Annotated in this window: 12 protein-coding genes and 1 pseudogene; 7 read left to right on the top strand and 6 right to left on the bottom strand. The window is 71.0% G+C overall.

Annotated elements, in window-relative coordinates; all coding sequences use genetic code 11:
• Nucleotides 1–56: 56 nt before the first annotated feature.
• Nucleotides 57–836: a hypothetical protein gene (locus ADL15_RS24745; RefSeq protein ID WP_067695849.1), complete on the top strand. Its 780-nt coding sequence runs from the start codon at nt 57–59 to the stop codon at nt 834–836.
• Between the two features lie 18 nt (nt 837–854).
• Here the strand turns inward: ADL15_RS24745 and ADL15_RS24740 are convergent, their stop codons facing one another.
• Together ADL15_RS24740 and ADL15_RS24735 are read right to left on the bottom strand one after the other, a co-directional pair.
• Entirely contained in the window at nt 855–1,913 is a 1,059-nt protein-coding gene (locus ADL15_RS24740) for a LacI family DNA-binding transcriptional regulator (RefSeq protein WP_232344316.1), read from the bottom strand.
• Nucleotides 1,914–2,043: 130 nt separating this feature from the next.
• The gene (locus tag ADL15_RS24735; protein ID WP_067695843.1) at nt 2,044–2,241 is read right to left on the bottom strand and encodes a hypothetical protein; all 198 of its coding nucleotides are present in this window, start codon (nt 2,239–2,241) and stop codon (nt 2,044–2,046) included.
• Between the two features lie 110 nt (nt 2,242–2,351).
• Between ADL15_RS24735 and ADL15_RS24730 the strand changes: the two genes are divergently transcribed.
• The gene (locus ADL15_RS24730; protein WP_067695840.1) at nt 2,352–3,410 is read left to right on the top strand and encodes a lactonase family protein; all 1,059 of its coding nucleotides are present in this window, start codon (nt 2,352–2,354) and stop codon (nt 3,408–3,410) included.
• A gap of 248 nt (nt 3,411–3,658) precedes the next feature.
• Nucleotides 3,659–5,386: a substrate-binding and VWA domain-containing protein gene (locus ADL15_RS24725; protein ID WP_067695837.1), complete on the top strand. Its 1,728-nt coding sequence runs from the start codon at nt 3,659–3,661 to the stop codon at nt 5,384–5,386.
• Between the two features lie 66 nt (nt 5,387–5,452).
• On the opposite strand, the gene ADL15_RS24720 is transcribed toward ADL15_RS24725, so the two are convergent.
• On the bottom strand, nt 5,453–6,574 hold the full coding sequence (locus ADL15_RS24720) for an ROK family protein (protein WP_067695943.1): 1,122 nt from the start codon (nt 6,572–6,574) through the stop codon (nt 5,453–5,455).
• Nucleotides 6,575–6,660: 86 nt separating this feature from the next.
• Between ADL15_RS24720 and xylA the strand changes: the two genes are divergently transcribed.
• The 3 genes from xylA to ADL15_RS55610 all read left to right on the top strand — a co-directional run bounded on the left by xylA (nt 6,661) and on the right by ADL15_RS55610 (nt 11,791).
• Nucleotides 6,661–7,845 (top strand): xylose isomerase, encoded by a 1,185-nt coding sequence (gene xylA / locus ADL15_RS24715; protein ID WP_067695834.1) that lies wholly within the window; start codon nt 6,661–6,663, stop codon nt 7,843–7,845.
• A gap of 2 nt (nt 7,846–7,847) precedes the next feature.
• A complete protein-coding gene (gene xylB / locus ADL15_RS24710) occupies nt 7,848–9,248 on the top strand; it encodes a xylulokinase (protein WP_067695831.1) in 1,401 nt (466 codons plus the stop codon).
• 179 nt (nt 9,249–9,427) lie between these two features.
• On the top strand, nt 9,428–11,791 hold the full coding sequence (locus tag ADL15_RS55610) for a pectinesterase family protein (RefSeq protein WP_083971693.1): 2,364 nt from the start codon (nt 9,428–9,430) through the stop codon (nt 11,789–11,791).
• A gap of 5 nt (nt 11,792–11,796) precedes the next feature.
• On the opposite strand, the gene ADL15_RS55605 is transcribed toward ADL15_RS55610, so the two are convergent.
• Complete coding sequence (locus ADL15_RS55605; protein ID WP_232344319.1) at nt 11,797–12,063, bottom strand: glycosyltransferase; 267 nt, start codon at nt 12,061–12,063, stop codon at nt 11,797–11,799.
• Between the two features lie 184 nt (nt 12,064–12,247).
• A pseudogene (locus tag ADL15_RS55600) lies at nt 12,248–12,727 on the bottom strand (glycosyltransferase); the annotation flags it as partial.
• Between the two features lie 82 nt (nt 12,728–12,809).
• On the opposite strand from ADL15_RS55600, the gene ADL15_RS24690 reads away from it, so the two are divergent.
• Complete coding sequence (locus ADL15_RS24690; RefSeq protein ID WP_067695828.1) at nt 12,810–14,273, top strand: MFS transporter; 1,464 nt, start codon at nt 12,810–12,812, stop codon at nt 14,271–14,273.
• Here ADL15_RS24690 and ADL15_RS24685 read toward each other — a convergent pair.
• Entirely contained in the window at nt 14,187–15,797 is a 1,611-nt protein-coding gene (locus ADL15_RS24685; RefSeq protein WP_067695825.1) for a glycoside hydrolase family 13 protein, read from the bottom strand. The genes ADL15_RS24690 and ADL15_RS24685 overlap by 87 nt on opposite strands.
• Between the last annotated feature and the right edge of the window lie 6 nt (nt 15,798–15,803).

Below are 15,803 nucleotides of genomic sequence, written 5' to 3'. Positions count from 1 at the left end.
AGACCCACCCCGGAGGCTTCGATGTGTCGATGTGACCTTCGTAGAGAGACAAGGCGATGACTGTGCTGACCAAGCGACTGGCCGCGGTGGCCGCCATCGGAATCCTGGCCGGCTGCGGGCAGGCGACCGAGGCCGAGCAGCCGACACCGCCGACGCCCGCGGAGACCCTGAAAAAGGCGGTGCCGGCGGCGTCGGCCGAGCCGTTCCACTACGTGATCAAGGGCGGGACCCAGGGGTTGTCGGGTGTGGTCGACACCGCGGGCAAGGCGATGACGACGGAGATCAGCGAGAAGATCCCGGAGGCCGGCCTGACCCTGAGCATGACGTTCATGGTGATCGGCGAGGACTCCTGGGCGAAGATCTCGTTCGGCGACGCCCCGGCGAACCTGGGCCTGCCCAAGCTGCCGAAGAAGTGGATGAAGCTGGACCTGTCCCGACTGGGCGCCGACGCGAAGAAGGACCTGACCTACGACGGGCAGAGCGACCCCGGCTTCGTGAGCACCCTGATCGACGCGGCCGACGGGCTGACCGAGACGTCGCCCGGCCACTTCACCGGCACCGTCGACCTGACCGAGGCGACCGAGGCCGACGTGGTGGAGGCGGCCACCCTGACCGCGCTGGGTGCGAAGGCCAAAGCGGTGCCGTTCGAGGCGGTCCTGGACGACCGGGGCCGGATCAGCACGGCGACCGTGAAGGTGCCCGCCGCCGGCAAGGTGAAGGCCGACACCTATCTGGTCACCTACGACCGGTACGGCAGCGCCCCGTCCCCGCAGGCGCCGGCCGGCTCGGCCCAGGTGGCGGCGCCGAAGGCGGCGTACGAGCTGCTGAACGGCTGAGGGCGGACGGCGCGCGGGTCAGACGGGGGTCCGCGCGCCCTCCGCCGGCGCCGGCCCGGTGCTGCCACGGACCACCAGGGTCGCCGGCAGCACCATGTGCGGCGCCTCGCCGGGGGAAAGCCGCAGCGCCGCGTTCAGCAGCGCTGCGGCACTGCGGCCTTTCTCCTCCACGTCCTGCCGGACGGTGGTCAGGCCGGGCTGGATCTGGGTGGCGATCGGGCCGTCGTCGAAGCCGACCAGGGACAGGTCCTCCGGGACCCGCAGCCCGAGGTCGGCGGCGGCCTGCCGGACGCCGAGCGCGGTGACGTCGGAGAAACAGAGCACGGCCGTCGGCCGGTCCGGCCGGGAGAGCAGTTCCCGGGCGTCGCGGCGGACGTCGTCGACCCGCTCGAACGGCTCCCGGATGACCGGCGGGTGGATGCCGGCCGGTGTCAGCACGTCGTCCCAGCCGAGCCGGCGCTGGACCGAGGCGTATCCCTCGACGGGCGTGGCGGCGTCGGTGAGCAGCCCGAACGGCCCGTGCGCGCCGACCACCGCGTATGCGATCCGGCGGTGACCCAGGTCGATCAGGTGCTGGGCGGCGGCCCGGGCGCCGTCCCGGTCGGCGACGTTGACGCAGGCGTAGCCGTCCACCGGGGCCTGGTCGACGAAGACCAGCGGCAGCCGGCGGCGGTGCAGCCAGGAGACCGCGGGTGAGGTCGGGTCGCAGGAGTAGACGAGCGCGCCGTCCATCGCCACGTCCCGGGCCGGGATCAGGTCGCCGGTGCCGGCCGAGGTGAGCAGCGTGATGGCCAGGCCGGTGGGCGCCAGCTCGTCGGCGATGGCGCCGAGGAAGCCGCCGGCCACCAGGTCGGTGAACGCGTACCGCAGCGAGTCGGTGAGCAGGATGCCGATCGTGCCGGTGGTGCCCTTCGCGAGCGCCCGGGCGGTCGGGTCGGGCCCGGCGTAGCCGAGCTCCTGAGCGGCGTCCAGGATCCGCTGCCGCAGCTCCGGCGAGAGCTGGTCGGGGCGGGAGAACGCGTTGGAGACGGTCATCCGGCTCACACCGACGCGGTCCGCGATCGTCTGCAACGTCACCCTGGGCACCCCTACACCGTAGGTCGGGCCGGCGGCGCGCCTCCAGCCGGACGGTGGCCGGAGCGGCACCCCTACACCGTCGGGCGGGCGGCGCGCCTCCAGCCGGACGGTGGCCGGAGGCGCGCCCCCGTCATCGGAAGAGGGCTTCGGGGCGGCGTCCGGCCGGTGCGATCGCGGCGGACACCCGGTAGAGCGTGCGGGCGAGCGAGAGCCGCAGGTACGGCGGTCGCGGCGGAGCCTCCGGCACGACCGGGGCGTCCGGCCGTGCGCTCAGGAGTTCGCGGTTCGTGGCGTGCAGGCCCCGGAGGTAGGTGGTGGGCAGTTCCATGACTTCCTCCCCTGACTGGTTTCTATACCGGTACAGTAAGCCGCCCTTCTGTACCGGTCAAGAGGGCACCCTGCCACGTTTCCGGTGCGGCCTGTGGTGGGATCTGTGGCATGGGCGCGAACGCTGAGTACCTCTTCGTCGGTTGTTACACGGGTGACAAGGGAGGCGACGGTGACGGCATCGACCTGCTGCGGCGGGATCCATCGACCGGAGGGCTGACCCGGCTCGGCCTGGCCGCGCGCACCCCGTCGCCGTCCTTCCTCGCGCAGCACCCCACCCTCCCGGTGCTCTACGCGGTGAACGAGCTGGACGAGGGCACGGTCTCCGCCTTCGCGGTGGCCCCGGACTGCTCGCTGACTCCGCTCGCGGTCCGGCCCACCGGTGGCGCCGACCCGTGCCACCTCGCGGTCACCGCGGACGGCCGGCACCTGGTGGTGGCGAACTACGCGAGCGGCTCGGTGTCGGTGCACCCGCTGGACGCCGAGGGCGCGCCGGGGGAGCGCAGCGACCTGCTCACCCTGGCCGGTTCCGGGCCGGACCAGGAGCGCCAGGCCGGCCCGCACGCGCACCTGGTGGCGCCGGACCGCAACGGGCCGGACGTGCTGATCTCCGACCTCGGCTCGGACCGGGTCTGGCGGTCCCGGCTGGACCCGATCTCCGGTCGCCTCGGCCGGCCCGAGCCGGCGGTGGAGGCCAAGCCCGGCACCGGTCCGCGGCACCTGACCCACTCGGCCGACGGGGCGCTCGTGCTGGCCGGCGAGTTGTCCGGAACGCTGAGCTGGCACCGCCCGGCCGGTGGTCCGACGTGGGCGGCGCGCGGCGAGGTGGCGGCGAGCACCGCGACCGGCGCGGTCTATCCGTCCGAGGTGGCGATGGGCCGGGACAGCCGGTTCGTATACGTGGCGAACCGCGGTCCGGACACCGTGTCGACCTTCGCGTGGGACGGTGAGAACGCCACTCCGATCGACGAGTCGCCGACCGGTGGAGTGTGGCCGCGACACATGATCTTGATTGGCGATCACCTCTACGTAGCCAATCAGCGTTCACACAACGTGACGGTATTCCGCGTCGATCCGGACAGCGGAATTCCCTCTTTGCAGGGGGATCCGACCAGTGAGCCGAGCCCCACCTGTCTGCTCCGATGGAACCGGACGATGATCAGGCCATAGGCGTCATCGGTCACCCGGGCATGTCCGTGATCTTTCCAACTAAATCCGGCGCCCGGGTGGCCAGAGGCGATACTGATCGAGATCGAGCAGTCACTCTCTGTCGCTTCTAGATCAAAGAACGCCAATCTGAGTAAGTTTCGGCCGAACGTATATGGCATTCAGGTCTTGGGATGCGCAGTATGGAGCGCGTGTCTGGCCGCCATCGTAGGAACTTCAACTTAAAAGGGGCGAGCGTCGTCGGTGGTGCGATGGCGATCGTCGTCGTAATCACGGGTACGTGGTTCGCATATAGCCGTCTGACGGATTCGAGCTGCACCGGTTCCATCAAGCTCAATGTCGCGGCGGCTCCCGAAATATCACCCGCTGTCACTCAGGCCGCCCAGAAGTGGTCGCAGGAGGGCGGCAACATCGACGGCACCTGTGTCTCGGTCGCCGTTGCCGACGTGGCCTCTGCCGACGTCGCCAGCGTGATCGCACGTGAGCACGGCGTGAACCTGACCGGACTGGGTGACCCATCCGGCTCGGTCGCGGTGCCCGACGTCTGGCTCCCGGACTCATCCACCTGGCAGCTGCGCCTGCAGAACGAGGCGTCCGGCTTCGTGCCGACCAAGTCCACCTCGGTGGCGCAGAGCCCGCTGGTCATCGCAGTGCCCAAGCCGATCGCCGACAGTCTCGGCTGGCAGGGCAAGAAGGTCTCCTGGAACGCCCTGCTGGGCAAGCTGACCGCGTCGGCTGACACGCTGAAGTTCGGCATCGTCAACCCGGCCCGGGACGCCTCCGGTCTGATCACACTGATGTCCGTCGGTCAGTCGATCGGCACCGGCGCCGGTGCGCTGGAGAAGCAGGTGTCGGCACTCACCTTCGTGTCGCAGAACCTGTCGCAGCTGCGGGACGAGCTGCTGCAGCGATTCCCCCGGGCGGCCGACGAGGCCTCCATCGCGGACAGTCTCGGAGCGGCTCCGCTCTCCGAGGAAGACGTGATCTCGTACAACGCGAAGCGTCCGCCGGTCGAGCTCAGCGCGGTCTACCTGGAGCCCAGCTCCGTGCCGCTGGACTACCCGTACCTGGTGCTCCCGCAGGTCGTCGACGGTCAGAAGATCAGTGCCGCGCAGGCCTTCCTGCAGCAGCTGACCTCGGGCTCGTTCAAGAACCTGCTGGCCACCCAGGGGCTGCGGTCGCCGGACGGCACGTACGGTTCCGGCTTCGTGGCTCCGGTCGGCGCCCCCGCGGCGTCCCCGGCGATCACCACCGGCAACTCCGCTCAGGGTGGCGGTGACCAGGGCGGCACCGCCGCGGCCGGTCTCGACGCCAGCGCGGTGAGCAAGGTGGTCGGTTCCTGGAACGCGATCACGCAGGCCGGTCGGGTGCTCGCGGTCTTCGACGTCTCCGGTTCGATGAACAACGTCGTGCCCAACGCGGGCAACAAGACCCGGGCGCAGGTGACCCAGGCGGCCGCGGTGACCGGGCTGTCGCTGTTCAGCGACGCGTGGTCGGTCGGTGTGTGGCGCTTCTCCACGGACATGGGGCCGAAGAACCGGCCCTGGGAGGAGCTCATCCCGATCACCTCGCTGGCCGGCACCGGCCGGGACCGGGTGCAGGCGACCATCCCGAAGTTGTTCCCGAAGCCGGAGGGCAACACCGGTCTCTACACGACCGTGCGGGACGCCTACAAGTACGCCCAGGCGAACTGGAAGGCCGGCAAGGTCAACTCGGTCATCCTGTTCACCGACGGCGAGAACCAGGACGAGGCGGGCATCTCCCAGGGTGCCCTGCTGAACGAGCTGAAGAAGATCCAGGACCCGAAGCACTTCGTGCGACTGGTGCTGATCGGCATCGGCGACGAGGTCGACAAGAACGAGCTGAACACGATCCAGAAGGCGGTGAAGGGCAGCGGCGTCTTCTTCGCGCCGGACCCCGCGAAGATCACCGACATCTTCCTGCAGGCGATCGGCTCGCGGACCGGCGTCGACAACTGACCCACGGATCCTTCGCGGTCGCCGTCCCTGCCGGGGCGGCGACCGCTTTCCTTTTCCGGTACGACCTCAGCCCGCCCGGCGCAGCCACCCGGCCGGGTCGTCGCGCACCCCGCGGATCACCGAGTCGGCCGCTCCGCGCACCGCGGCATCGGTGCCCAGTCGTGCCGCCCGGAGCGTGACCGGCGCCAGCCCCGCGGTCAGCACCCGCCGCCGCAACTCCGTCTCGATCCCGGCGCGCAACCGCTCGAAGTGCAGCGCGTACGCCCCGCCCAGCACGATCATCGGCACGTCGAGCAGGTTGACCGCCGCGGACAGCGCGATACCGAGCGCGGCGGAGGCCAGCGGCTCGTCGGCGGTGAGCGCCTCCTGGCCGGCGTACTGCTCCAGGCAGCCGCGCGAGCCGCACCGGCAGGGCCGCCCGTCCGGATAGACGGTGAGATGCCCGATCTCGCCGCTCCAGCCCCGCACACCGCGGTACAGCTCGCCGTCGATCACCAGTCCGGCGCCGATGCCGATCTCGCCGGACACGTACAGGAAAGTGGCTTCGGCCCCGGCGACCCGCAGCTCACCGAGAGCGGCGAGATTGGCCTCGTTGTCGACGACGACCGGCAGGTCGGCGATCTCCGGCACACCGCGCAGCAGCGTCGGCGCGTCCACGTCCTGCCAGCCCAGGTTGGGGGCGACCCGGACCAGGCCGGTGGGTGAGACCAGGCCGGGCACGGCGAGCGCCATCCCGGCCACCACGAGCCCCTCGGCCTCGGCCGCGAGCCGGGCCCGGGCGGCCAGCCGGCCCAGTGCGGCGAGCGCGTCGGGTGCGGCGGCCGGGCGCTGGTCGGCGTGCTCGGTGAAGCGCTGCCGGACGGCGCCGGTCAGGTCGACCACGCAGGCGGCCAGGTAGTCGACGTTGATCTCACAGCCCAGCCCGGCCGGCCCGGCCGCGGTGAGCGCGAGCCCGGCCGCCGGACGTCCGGCCCCGGTGCGCGGCGGCGGGTCCAGCTCGGTCAGCAGGCCACCCGCGATCAGGTCGTCGACGAGCGCCGAGACGGTGGCCCGGGTGAGCCCGGTGACGGTCGCGAGGGCGGCCCGGGACGGCGGATCCGCGCTGTTCGCCACGGTGTTGAGGAGGAGCGCGAGATTATGGGCTCGGATGCTCGACTGCCGGACGGGAACACTCGAAGGGTTGATCATCCGGGCCGTCACGGCCTTGACAATGCCATACGCCCGCCAAATAATTCAACCAATAAACAAATCGAAGGCGTTTCCCGGAGGTAACCGTGTCGGTTCAGCCCACCCGTGAAGACAAGTTCTCCTTCGGTCTTTGGACCGTCGGCTGGCAGGCGCGCGACCCGTTCGGCGATGCCACCCGCGCGGCCCTCGACCCGATCGAGGCGGTGCACAAGCTCGCCGAGATCGGCGCGTACGGCATCACGTTCCACGACGACGACCTCGTGCCGTTCGGCGCCGACGCGCAGACCCGGGACGGCCTCATCGCCGGGTTCAAGAAGGCGCTCGACGAGACCGGCCTGATCGTCCCGATGGTGACCACCAACCTGTTCACCCACCCGGTGTTCAAGGACGGCGGTTTCACCAGCAACGACCGCACGGTCCGGCGGTATGCGCTGCGCAAGGTGCTGCGCCAGATGGACCTCGGCGCCGAGCTGGGCGCCAAGACCCTGGTCCTCTGGGGGGGCCGCGAGGGCGCCGAGTACGACTCGGCCAAGGACGTCCGCGCCGCCCTGGACCGCTACGCCGAGGCGCTCAACCTGCTCGCGGAGTATTCCGAGGACAAGGGCTACGGCTTCCGCTTCGCCATCGAGCCGAAGCCGAACGAGCCCCGCGGCGACATCCTGCTGCCGACCGCCGGCCACGCCATCGCGTTCGTGCAGGAGCTGGAGCGCTCCGAGCTGTTCGGGATCAACCCCGAGGTCGGCCACGAGCAGATGTCGAACCTGAACTTCGCGCAGGGCATCGCCCAGGCGCTGTGGCACAAGAAGCTGTTCCACATCGACCTGAACGGTCAGCACGGCCCGAAGTACGACCAGGACCTGGTCTTCGGCCACGGTGACCTGCTCAACGCGTTCTCCCTGGTCGACCTGCTGGAGAACGGCGCCGACGGCAGCGCGGCCTACGACGGCCCGCGGCACTTCGACTACAAGCCGTCGCGCACCGAGGACTACACCGGCGTCTGGGAGTCGGCCAAGGCCAACATCCGGATGTACCTGCTGCTCAAGGAGCGGGCCAAGGCGTTCCGCGCCGACCCGGAGGTGCAGGAGGCGCTCGCCGCGTCCAAGGTCGCCGAGCTGAGCGCGCCGACCCTGAACCCCGGCGAGACGTACGCCGACCTGATCGCCGACCGGGCCGCGTTCGAGGACTACGACGCGGACGCCGCCGGCGCGCAGGGCTACGGCTTCGTCCGGCTCAACCAGCTCGCGATCGAGCACCTGCTCGGGGCCCGCTGACCATGGCGCTCGTTGCCGGGATCGACAGTTCGACCCAGTCGTGCAAGGTGGTCATCCGGGACGCCGAGACCGGGAAGCTGGTCCGGGAGGGCCGGGCCGCGCATCCGGACGGCACCGAGGTGCATCCGGACGCCTGGTGGGCGGCGCTGCAGCAGGCGATCGCCGAGGCCGGTGGCCTGGACGACGTGGCCGCGGCCTCGGTCGCCGGGCAGCAGCACGGCATGGTCGTGCTGGACGAGAACGGTGACGTGGTCCGCCCGGCGCTGCTGTGGAACGACACCCGCAGCGCCGGCGCGGCCGCCGACCTGATCACCGAGCTGGGCGGCGGTGCCGCGTGGGCCGAAGCGGTCGGCATCGTGCCGGTCGCCAGCTTCACCCTGACCAAGCTGCGCTGGCTGGCCCGCAACGAGCCGTCGCTGGCCGATCGGGTCGCCGCGGTCTGCCTGCCGCATGACTGGTTGACCTGGAAATTGTCCGGGTCTACCGATATTGCGGACATCAGGACCGACCGCAGCGACGCCAGCGGGACGCTCTACTGGTCCGCCAAAACCAACCAGTACCGTCCTGACCTGCTGGAACTAGGGTTCGGCCGACGGATCCAGGTGCCCGAGGTGCTGGGCCCGACCGGGATCGCCGGTCACCTGCCCAACGGCGCGCCGCTGGGGCCGGGCGCCGGCGACAACGCGGCGGCCGCCCTCGGCACCGGCGCGCTGCCCGGCGACGTGATCGTCTCGATCGGCACGTCCGGCACGGTCTTCGTCTCGTCCGACGCGGCGCCGGTCGACCCGAGCGGCACGGTGGCCGGTTTTGCCGACACCACCGGGCGGTTCCTGCCGATCGTGGTCACGCTCAACGCGGCCCGGGTGCTGGACGCGGCGACCAAGCTGCTCGGCGTCTCGCACGACGAGCTGTCCCGCCTGGCGCTCTCCGCGCCGGCCGGTGCGGACGGCCTGGTCCTGGTGCCATACCTGGAAGGGGAGCGGACCCCGAACCGGCCGGACGCCACCGGCGCGATCCACGGGCTGACCCTGAAGACCTCCGACCCGGCGCACCTGGCCCGGGCCGCGGTCGAGGGGATGCTCTGCGCGCTGGCCGACGGCTTGGACGCGCTCGTCGGCCAGGGTGCGCAGGCGAACCGGATCGTGCTGGTCGGCGGCGGTGCGCGGAGCGAGGCGGTGCGCCGGATCGCGCCCGCGCTGTTCGGCAAACCGGTGCTGGTCCCGCCGCCCGGCGAGTACGTCGCGGACGGTGCGGCACGGCAGGCCGCGTGGGTCACCGCGGGTGGGGACGTCCCGCCCGCCTGGTCCGCGGAAACCCCTTCGTCGTACGAGGACGAGCCGGTCCCACTGATCCGCGAGCAGTACGCGGCCGCCCAGCACGCCGTGCTGGACCGCCCCCGCTGACCAGTCCCGGTCCCGGCTGGCTCCCAGGGGTGCCTCAACGCAGGTGAGGCACCCCTGAGCACCAGCCGGTGACATCTTTTTCGCGGAAACCTGTTGTCGCCCCGCCGCGGCCACATCTACGTACTCGACAGCCGGCCGACCCCCCTCGGCCGATCCCCGTACGTAGGAAGGGATCCGCAGTGGCATCTCGCAAGCGGAAACTGTTCGGCGCGGCGGCCGCCCTGGTCGTACCGGCCGGCCTGATCGGCTGGGCGGTGCTGCCGTCGAACGCCGCGACCGTTCCGGCGGCCGGCACCACGTACACCTTGGCGGTGACCAAGAGTGGCAAGTGCCTCGACGTGCCCGCGGCCTCGAAGGACAACGGCGCCCTCCTGCAGCAGTGGGGCTGCACCGCAGGTGCGGCCTGGCAGCAGTTCACCCTCGTCGCGTCCGGCGCGAACGTCCTGATCCAGAACGTGAACAGCGGCAAGTGTCTCGACGTGCCGGGCGCCTCGACGGCCTCGGGCACGCAGCTGCAGCAGTGGGGCTGCGTGGGCTCGCAGACCAACCAGCAGTTCAAGCTGACCGCGAGCGGCACCGGCACCTACCAGATCGTCAACGTCGGCAACGGGCTCTGCGTCTCGGACCAGGGCGCGTCCACCGCGTCCGGTGCGGCGATCATCCAGGAGACCTGCACGGCCAACTCGAACAAGCAGTGGGCGTTCACCCCGGTCACCACCGGTGGCGGATCCTTCACGGTGGCGGCGGACGGCACCGGCACCTACAAGACCGTGCAGGCGGCGATCGACGCGGTCGGCACCGGCAACACCAGCCGCAAGACGATCACCATCAAGCCGGGCACCTACCGGGAGATCGTCACGGTCCCCAGCACCAAGCCGTTCCTCACGCTGCAGGGCGGCGGCGACTCGGCCGACGACGTGGTGATCGTCAACAACCGCAGCTCGGCCGGCGGGTACGGCACCGCGGGCAGCGCCACCGTCACGGTCAGCGGCAAGGAGTTCGCCGCCACCAACCTGACCGTCGCCAACGACTACGGCGAGGGCAGCCAGGCGGTCGCCGCGAACCTGAACGCCGACCGGCTGGTCTTCGACAACGTCCGGTTCCTCGGCGCGCAGGACACCCTGCTGGTCAACACCGGGCGCAGCTACGTCACGAACTCCTACGTCGAGGGCACCGTCGACTTCATCTTCGGCGGCGGCACCGCGGTCTTCAACGCCACGAAGGTCTACCAGAAGCGGACCAGCGGCGGCCCGATCACGGCGGCCAAGACCGATGCGGCGGCCGCGTACGGCTTCCTGTTCTACAAGTCCACGGTGATCGGTGCCGCGAACAACGTGACCCAGCTCGGCCGCCCGTGGGGCGCCGCCGCGCAGGTGCTCTACCGCGAGTCGAGCCTCAGCGCGACGATCAAGACCGCGCAGCCGTGGACCGACATGTCCTCGAACACCTGGCAGAACGCCCGCTTCCTGGAGTACAAGAACACCGGCTCGGGCGCGACGACAAACAGCAACCGGCCGCAGCTGACCGACGCGCAGGCCGCCACGTACACCCCGCAGAAGTATCTGGCCGGCTCGGACAGCTGGAACCCGATCACCGCGGTTGCCGCCACGCCGACACCGACCGCGTCCGCGTCCACCGCCCGGACCTGGTCGAACACCGCGGACGGGTTCGCCTCCACCGGCGGCGGCACGACCGGTGGCGCGGCCGGCACCACGGTCACCGTCACCACGCTGGCCGACCTGACGAAGTACGTCACCGCCACCGAGCCGTACGTGATCAAGGTGGGCGCGGCGATCACCGTCACGCCGAAGGGCGCCGAACTCAAGGTCAAGTCGAACAAGACGATCGTCGGAGTGGGCACCAAGGGGCAGATCCTGCAGGGCGGGTTCTTCCTCGGCGCCGGGGTCCGCAACGTGATCATCCGCAACCTGACGATCAAGGACGCGGCGATGACCGAGGACGACCCGGACGACAAGGTCTACGACTACGACGGCATCCAGATGGACACCGCCGACCACATCTGGATCGACCACAACACGATCACCAACATGAACGACGGACTGATCGACAGCCGCAAGGACACCACGTACCTGACCGTGTCGTGGAACGTGCTGTCGAACGAGAACAAGGCGTTCGGGATCGGCTGGACCGACAACGTGACGGCCCGGATGACCATCCACCACAACTGGATCCACGACACCAACCAGCGCAACCCCAGCGTGGACAACGTGGCGCTGGCGCACCTCTACAACAACTACATGCAGAACATCACCTCGTACGGGAACCTGTCCCGGGGCTCGACGAAGCTGGTGCTGGAGAACAGCTACTTCGACAACGTGGCCAACCCGTACAACGTCGACGACCTGACCAAGGGCCAGCTCAAGCAGTCCGGCAGCGTGGTGGTGAACTCGACCGGCAAGCAGGTCACCAACGGCGCCGCGTTCACGCCGTCGACCTACTACGCGTACACCCTGGACGTCGCGGCGGACGTGCCCGCGCTGCTGAAGAAGTACGCCGGCCCGCAGGCGACCATCGGCAACTGACCCCCTCAGGCGACGGCCGGGTCCGCCTCGCGGGCCCGGCCCAGCCGATGCGCGTCGAGAAACCCGTCGACCGCTTTCGACCAGGGAAACCGCTCGGCCTGCGCCCGGGCCGCCGCGCGCCGCTCGACGACCGGCCGCTCCAGCAGGTCGCGGACCGCCGCCGCGTACGCCACCGGTGTCCCGTCCGCCGCCACCCCGGCCGTGCCGATCACCTCGGGCAGCGCGCTCACCGACCGGGCCACCACCGGCGTGCCGCTGGCCAGCGACTCCAGCGCGGCCAGCCCGAACGTCTCGATCGGTCCGGGCGCCAGCGTGACGCCCGCAGTGCAACAGCACCGGCTGCTCCGGCGCGGCCCATCGGCGGCGCAGGCGCGGGTCCCGGTTCGCCGGCCGGAACCGGGTCAGATCAACACCCAGGGGTACGCGGACCGGCGCCGCCCCGAGCCGGGTGAACTCACGTTCCGCCCAGCCGGTCGTGCAGACCACCGAGTCAAAAGCCTTCACCGTACGAGCGTTGAGCCGGTCCGCCGCGCGCAACCCGAGTGACCGGCCCGGCCCGAACATCCGCAGCAGACCGTCCAGGCTCTCGTGCGACACCATCATCGACGGCACCCCGGCGCGCCGGGACCACGCGCCCAGCCAGCGCAGCGTGGACCGGTCGTGCACCTCGATCCGGTCCGGCCCGAGGCGCTCCAGCAGCCCGCCGACCGCGACCCGGTTCAGCAGCACGCGGTATCCGCCGAGACCGGGCACGAGCGGGCCGGGGACGGTGAGCACCCGCCCGTACGAAAAATGCTCGTCGGAGGCACGCGGACCCGGCACGACCAGGACCGCCCGGTGTCCCGCCTCCTGATATCCCCGGCCGAGTTCCCGCAGCGCGGTGCGCAGACCGCCGGAGGTCGCGTGGACGAAGTTGGCGATCCGCACGATGAGCATGTGACCAGATCATCGAAAACCGGGGTCGGCCCGGCAACGCGGCCCTGTCCACCGGCCGAACTCTCGCTAACCTCTACCCGTGATGGGCAGCGGCGGGACCGCGCACCGGGTGTACAGCGTCGTGGTCTTCGTGATCCTGGCGTCGCTCGACAACGTCGCGATCGGCATCGTGCCCCCGCTGTACGGCAGCATCGGCGACGACTTCGGCCTCGGCGAGGGCCACATCGCGCTGGCCACCACGATCATGTTCCTGACCAGTGCGGTGGCCGCGATCGGCTGGGCGTACGCCGGCGACCGCACCGACCGCAAACCGGTGCTGCTGGCCGGCACCGGGATCTGGATCGCCGGCACCGCCTGGTCCGGCCTGGCCGGCGGTTACGCGTCGTTCCTCGGTGCGCAGATCGTGGCCGCGGTCGGGCTCGGCGCGGTCGCCTCGGTGAGCTTCTCGGTGGTCAGCGACCTGATCTCGCCGAAGCGCCGGGGCCTGGTGATGAGCTTCTGGGGCCTGTCGCAGGGCGTCGGCACGCTGGCCGGCACCCTGGTCGGCGGGATTCTCGGGCACACCGACTGGCGCCAGCCGTTCCTGGTCACCGCGGTCGCCGGGTTCGTCGCCGGGGTGGCGTACCTGTTCACCTACAACGTGCCGCGCGGCGACAGCCAGCCGGAGCTGGCCGGGGTGGAGTACGACGAGCGGATCCACCACGACCACCTGCCGGTGATCCTGGGCCGGCGCACCAACATCTGGCTGATCCTGCAGGGCGGCACCTCGCAGATCGCGTTCGGCTCGCTGGTCTGGCTGCCGGTGCTGTTCCGGGCCCGGGCCGAGGACCAGGGCTACTCCACCGGTACCGCGGTGCTGGTGGGCAGCGTGTTCGCGACGATCTTCCAGCTCGGTGCGGCGCTGTCGATCCTCGGCGGGCTGGCCGGTGACCGGCTGCAACGTCGTACACCGCGGGGCCGGGCCCTGGTCGCGGCGGTCGGCGTGCTCGCGGCGGTGCCGTTCTACATCGTGCTGTTCTTCGTCCCGATGACGATCACGGTGCCGGACGGCGCGGCCACCGGCGCGGTGATCCGCGGGGTGCTGGACAACGTGGTGACCGAGCCGACCGTCGCGGTCTGCCTGGCCGTCGCGGTCTTCGCGCTGATGCTGACGTCGGCGAACTCGCCGAACTGGTTCGCCATGATCGCCGACGTGAACCCGCCCGAGCACCGGGGCACCGTCTACAGCCTCGGCAACCTGGTCAACGGCGCCGGCCGGGCCGGCGGCAACGCGCTGGTCGGAGTGGCCTTCCAGCGGCTGTCCGGGGTGTTCCCGCCGCCGCTGAACTACGCGGTCGGGCTGGCCGCGTTCCAGCTCTTCTTCATCCCCACCGGGATCATGTACTGGCTGGCCAGCAGGACGGTGGCGGCGGACATGACCGCCACCCACGCCGCCCTGCTGGCCAAGGCGTCCGCGAGGTCAGACCGCGGCCCAGACCGTGACGTCGGTGGGCACCCGCCCGTCGCCGTCGAGCGGCTCGCTGCTCAGCAGGACCCGGGCACCTGACGGCAGCTCGGCGGCCTCCTGACCGAAGTTGGTCAGCACCAGGATCTCGCCGTTGCGGAAGGCCAGGACGTCGCCCTCGGTCGCCGACCAGACCAGTGCGCCGTTGCCGAGGTCATGCTCGCGCCGGGCGGCCAGCGCCGACCGGTACAGCTCCCAGGTGGAGCCGGCCACGCCGATCTGCCGGTCCAGGGCGTACTCGGCCCAGATCGCCGGCTGCGGCAGCCAGCTGTCGTCGCCCGGACCGAACCCGTACGACGGCGCGTCCGCCTCCCACGGGATCGGCACCCGGCAGCCGTCGCGCCCGCGCTCGGTGTGCCCGGACCGTTCCCAGGCCGGATCCTCCCGGACCTCGTCGGCGAGCGTGGTGTGCTCCGGCAGCCCCAGCTCCTCGCCCTGGTAGAGGTACGCCGAACCGGGCAGCCCCAGCATCAGCAGGCTGGCCGCCCGGGCCCGGCGCAGGCCCAGCCCGGTGTCCGGCTGCGGGTCGCCGATCCCGATGCCGGGCTTGCGTCCGGTCTCGGCCGGGAAGCCCAGCCGGGACGCGTGCCGGACCACGTCGTGGTTGGAGAGCACCCAGGTGGTGGTCGCGCCGACCGCGCCGGTGGCGGCCAGCGAGGAGTCGATCACCGCGCGCAGCTCGGCGGGCAGCCAGGGCGCTTCCAGGTAGGGGAAGTTGAACGCCTGGTGCATCTCGTCCGGGCGGACGTAGCGGGCCAGCCGCTCCTCGGGCTGCACCCAGGCCTCGGCGACCAGGATCCGGGCCGGCGAGTAGCCGTCGAGCACGGTGCGCCACTCGCGGTAGATCTCGTGCACGCCCTCCTGGTCCCACATCGGCGGCGGCGGGCCGACCGGGTCCAGGCCGCCGAGCACCACCGACGGCTGGGTCCAGTCGGTCAGGTCGGCGTCCTTGATCAGGCCGTGCGCCACGTCCACCCGGAAGCCGTCCACCCCGCGGTCCAGCCAGAACCGCAGGATGTCGAGGAACTCGGCGCGCACCTCGGGGTGGTCCCAGTTCAGGTCGGGCTGGGAGACGTCGAACAGGTGCAGGTACCACTGGCCGTCGTCGGTCCGTTGCCACGCGGAGCCACCGAAGACGCTCTGCCACGAGTTCGGCGGCTCGGCCCCGTCGCGGAAGATGTAGCGCTCCCGCTCCGGGCTGCCGGGCGGCGCGGCGAGGGCGGCCCGGAACCAGGCGTGCTCGCTGGAGGTGTGGTTCGGCACCAGGTCGACGATGACCTTCAGACCGTGGTCGTGTGCCGTGGCGATCAGCTTGTCGGCGTCGCCGAGGCTGCCGAAGCGCGGGTCGACGTCGCGGTAGTCGGCCACGTCGTACCCGGCGTCGTGCTGCGGGCTGACATAGAAGGGTGAGAGCCAGACGGCGTCGATGCCGAGCTCGCGGAGACGGGGCAGGCGCGTGGTGATGCCGGGCAGGTCACCCATGCCGTCGCCGTTGGCGTCGGCGAACGAGCGCGGGTAGATCTGGTAGATGACGGCATCGCGCCACCAGGCGTCAGTGGAGGGCATGCCATC

This window comes from Actinoplanes awajinensis subsp. mycoplanecinus, assembly GCF_001509495.1.
GTDB lineage: Bacteria > Actinomycetota > Actinomycetes > Mycobacteriales > Micromonosporaceae > Actinoplanes > Actinoplanes palleronii.
The sequence above is the reverse complement of the archived record's forward strand: the minus strand, read 5'-3'. Positions and strand labels throughout refer to the sequence as shown.

Coding starts and splice junctions, on each gene's coding strand:
- ADL15_RS24745 (WP_067695849.1), top strand. CDS start 57: ATGACTGTGCTGACCAAGCGACTGGCCGCGGTGGCCGCCATCGGAATC.
- ADL15_RS24735 (WP_067695843.1), bottom strand. CDS start 2,241: ATGGAACTGCCCACCACCTACCTCCGGGGCCTGCACGCCACGAACCGC.
- ADL15_RS24730 (WP_067695840.1), top strand. CDS start 2,352: ATGGGCGCGAACGCTGAGTACCTCTTCGTCGGTTGTTACACGGGTGAC.
- ADL15_RS24725 (WP_067695837.1), top strand. CDS start 3,659: ATGGCGATCGTCGTCGTAATCACGGGTACGTGGTTCGCATATAGCCGT.
- ADL15_RS24720 (WP_067695943.1), bottom strand. CDS start 6,574: ATGATCAACCCTTCGAGTGTTCCCGTCCGGCAGTCGAGCATCCGAGCC.
- xylB (WP_067695831.1), top strand. CDS start 7,848: ATGGCGCTCGTTGCCGGGATCGACAGTTCGACCCAGTCGTGCAAGGTG.
- ADL15_RS24690 (WP_067695828.1), top strand. CDS start 12,810: ATGGGCAGCGGCGGGACCGCGCACCGGGTGTACAGCGTCGTGGTCTTC.
- ADL15_RS24685 (WP_067695825.1), bottom strand. CDS start 15,797: ATGCCCTCCACTGACGCCTGGTGGCGCGATGCCGTCATCTACCAGATC.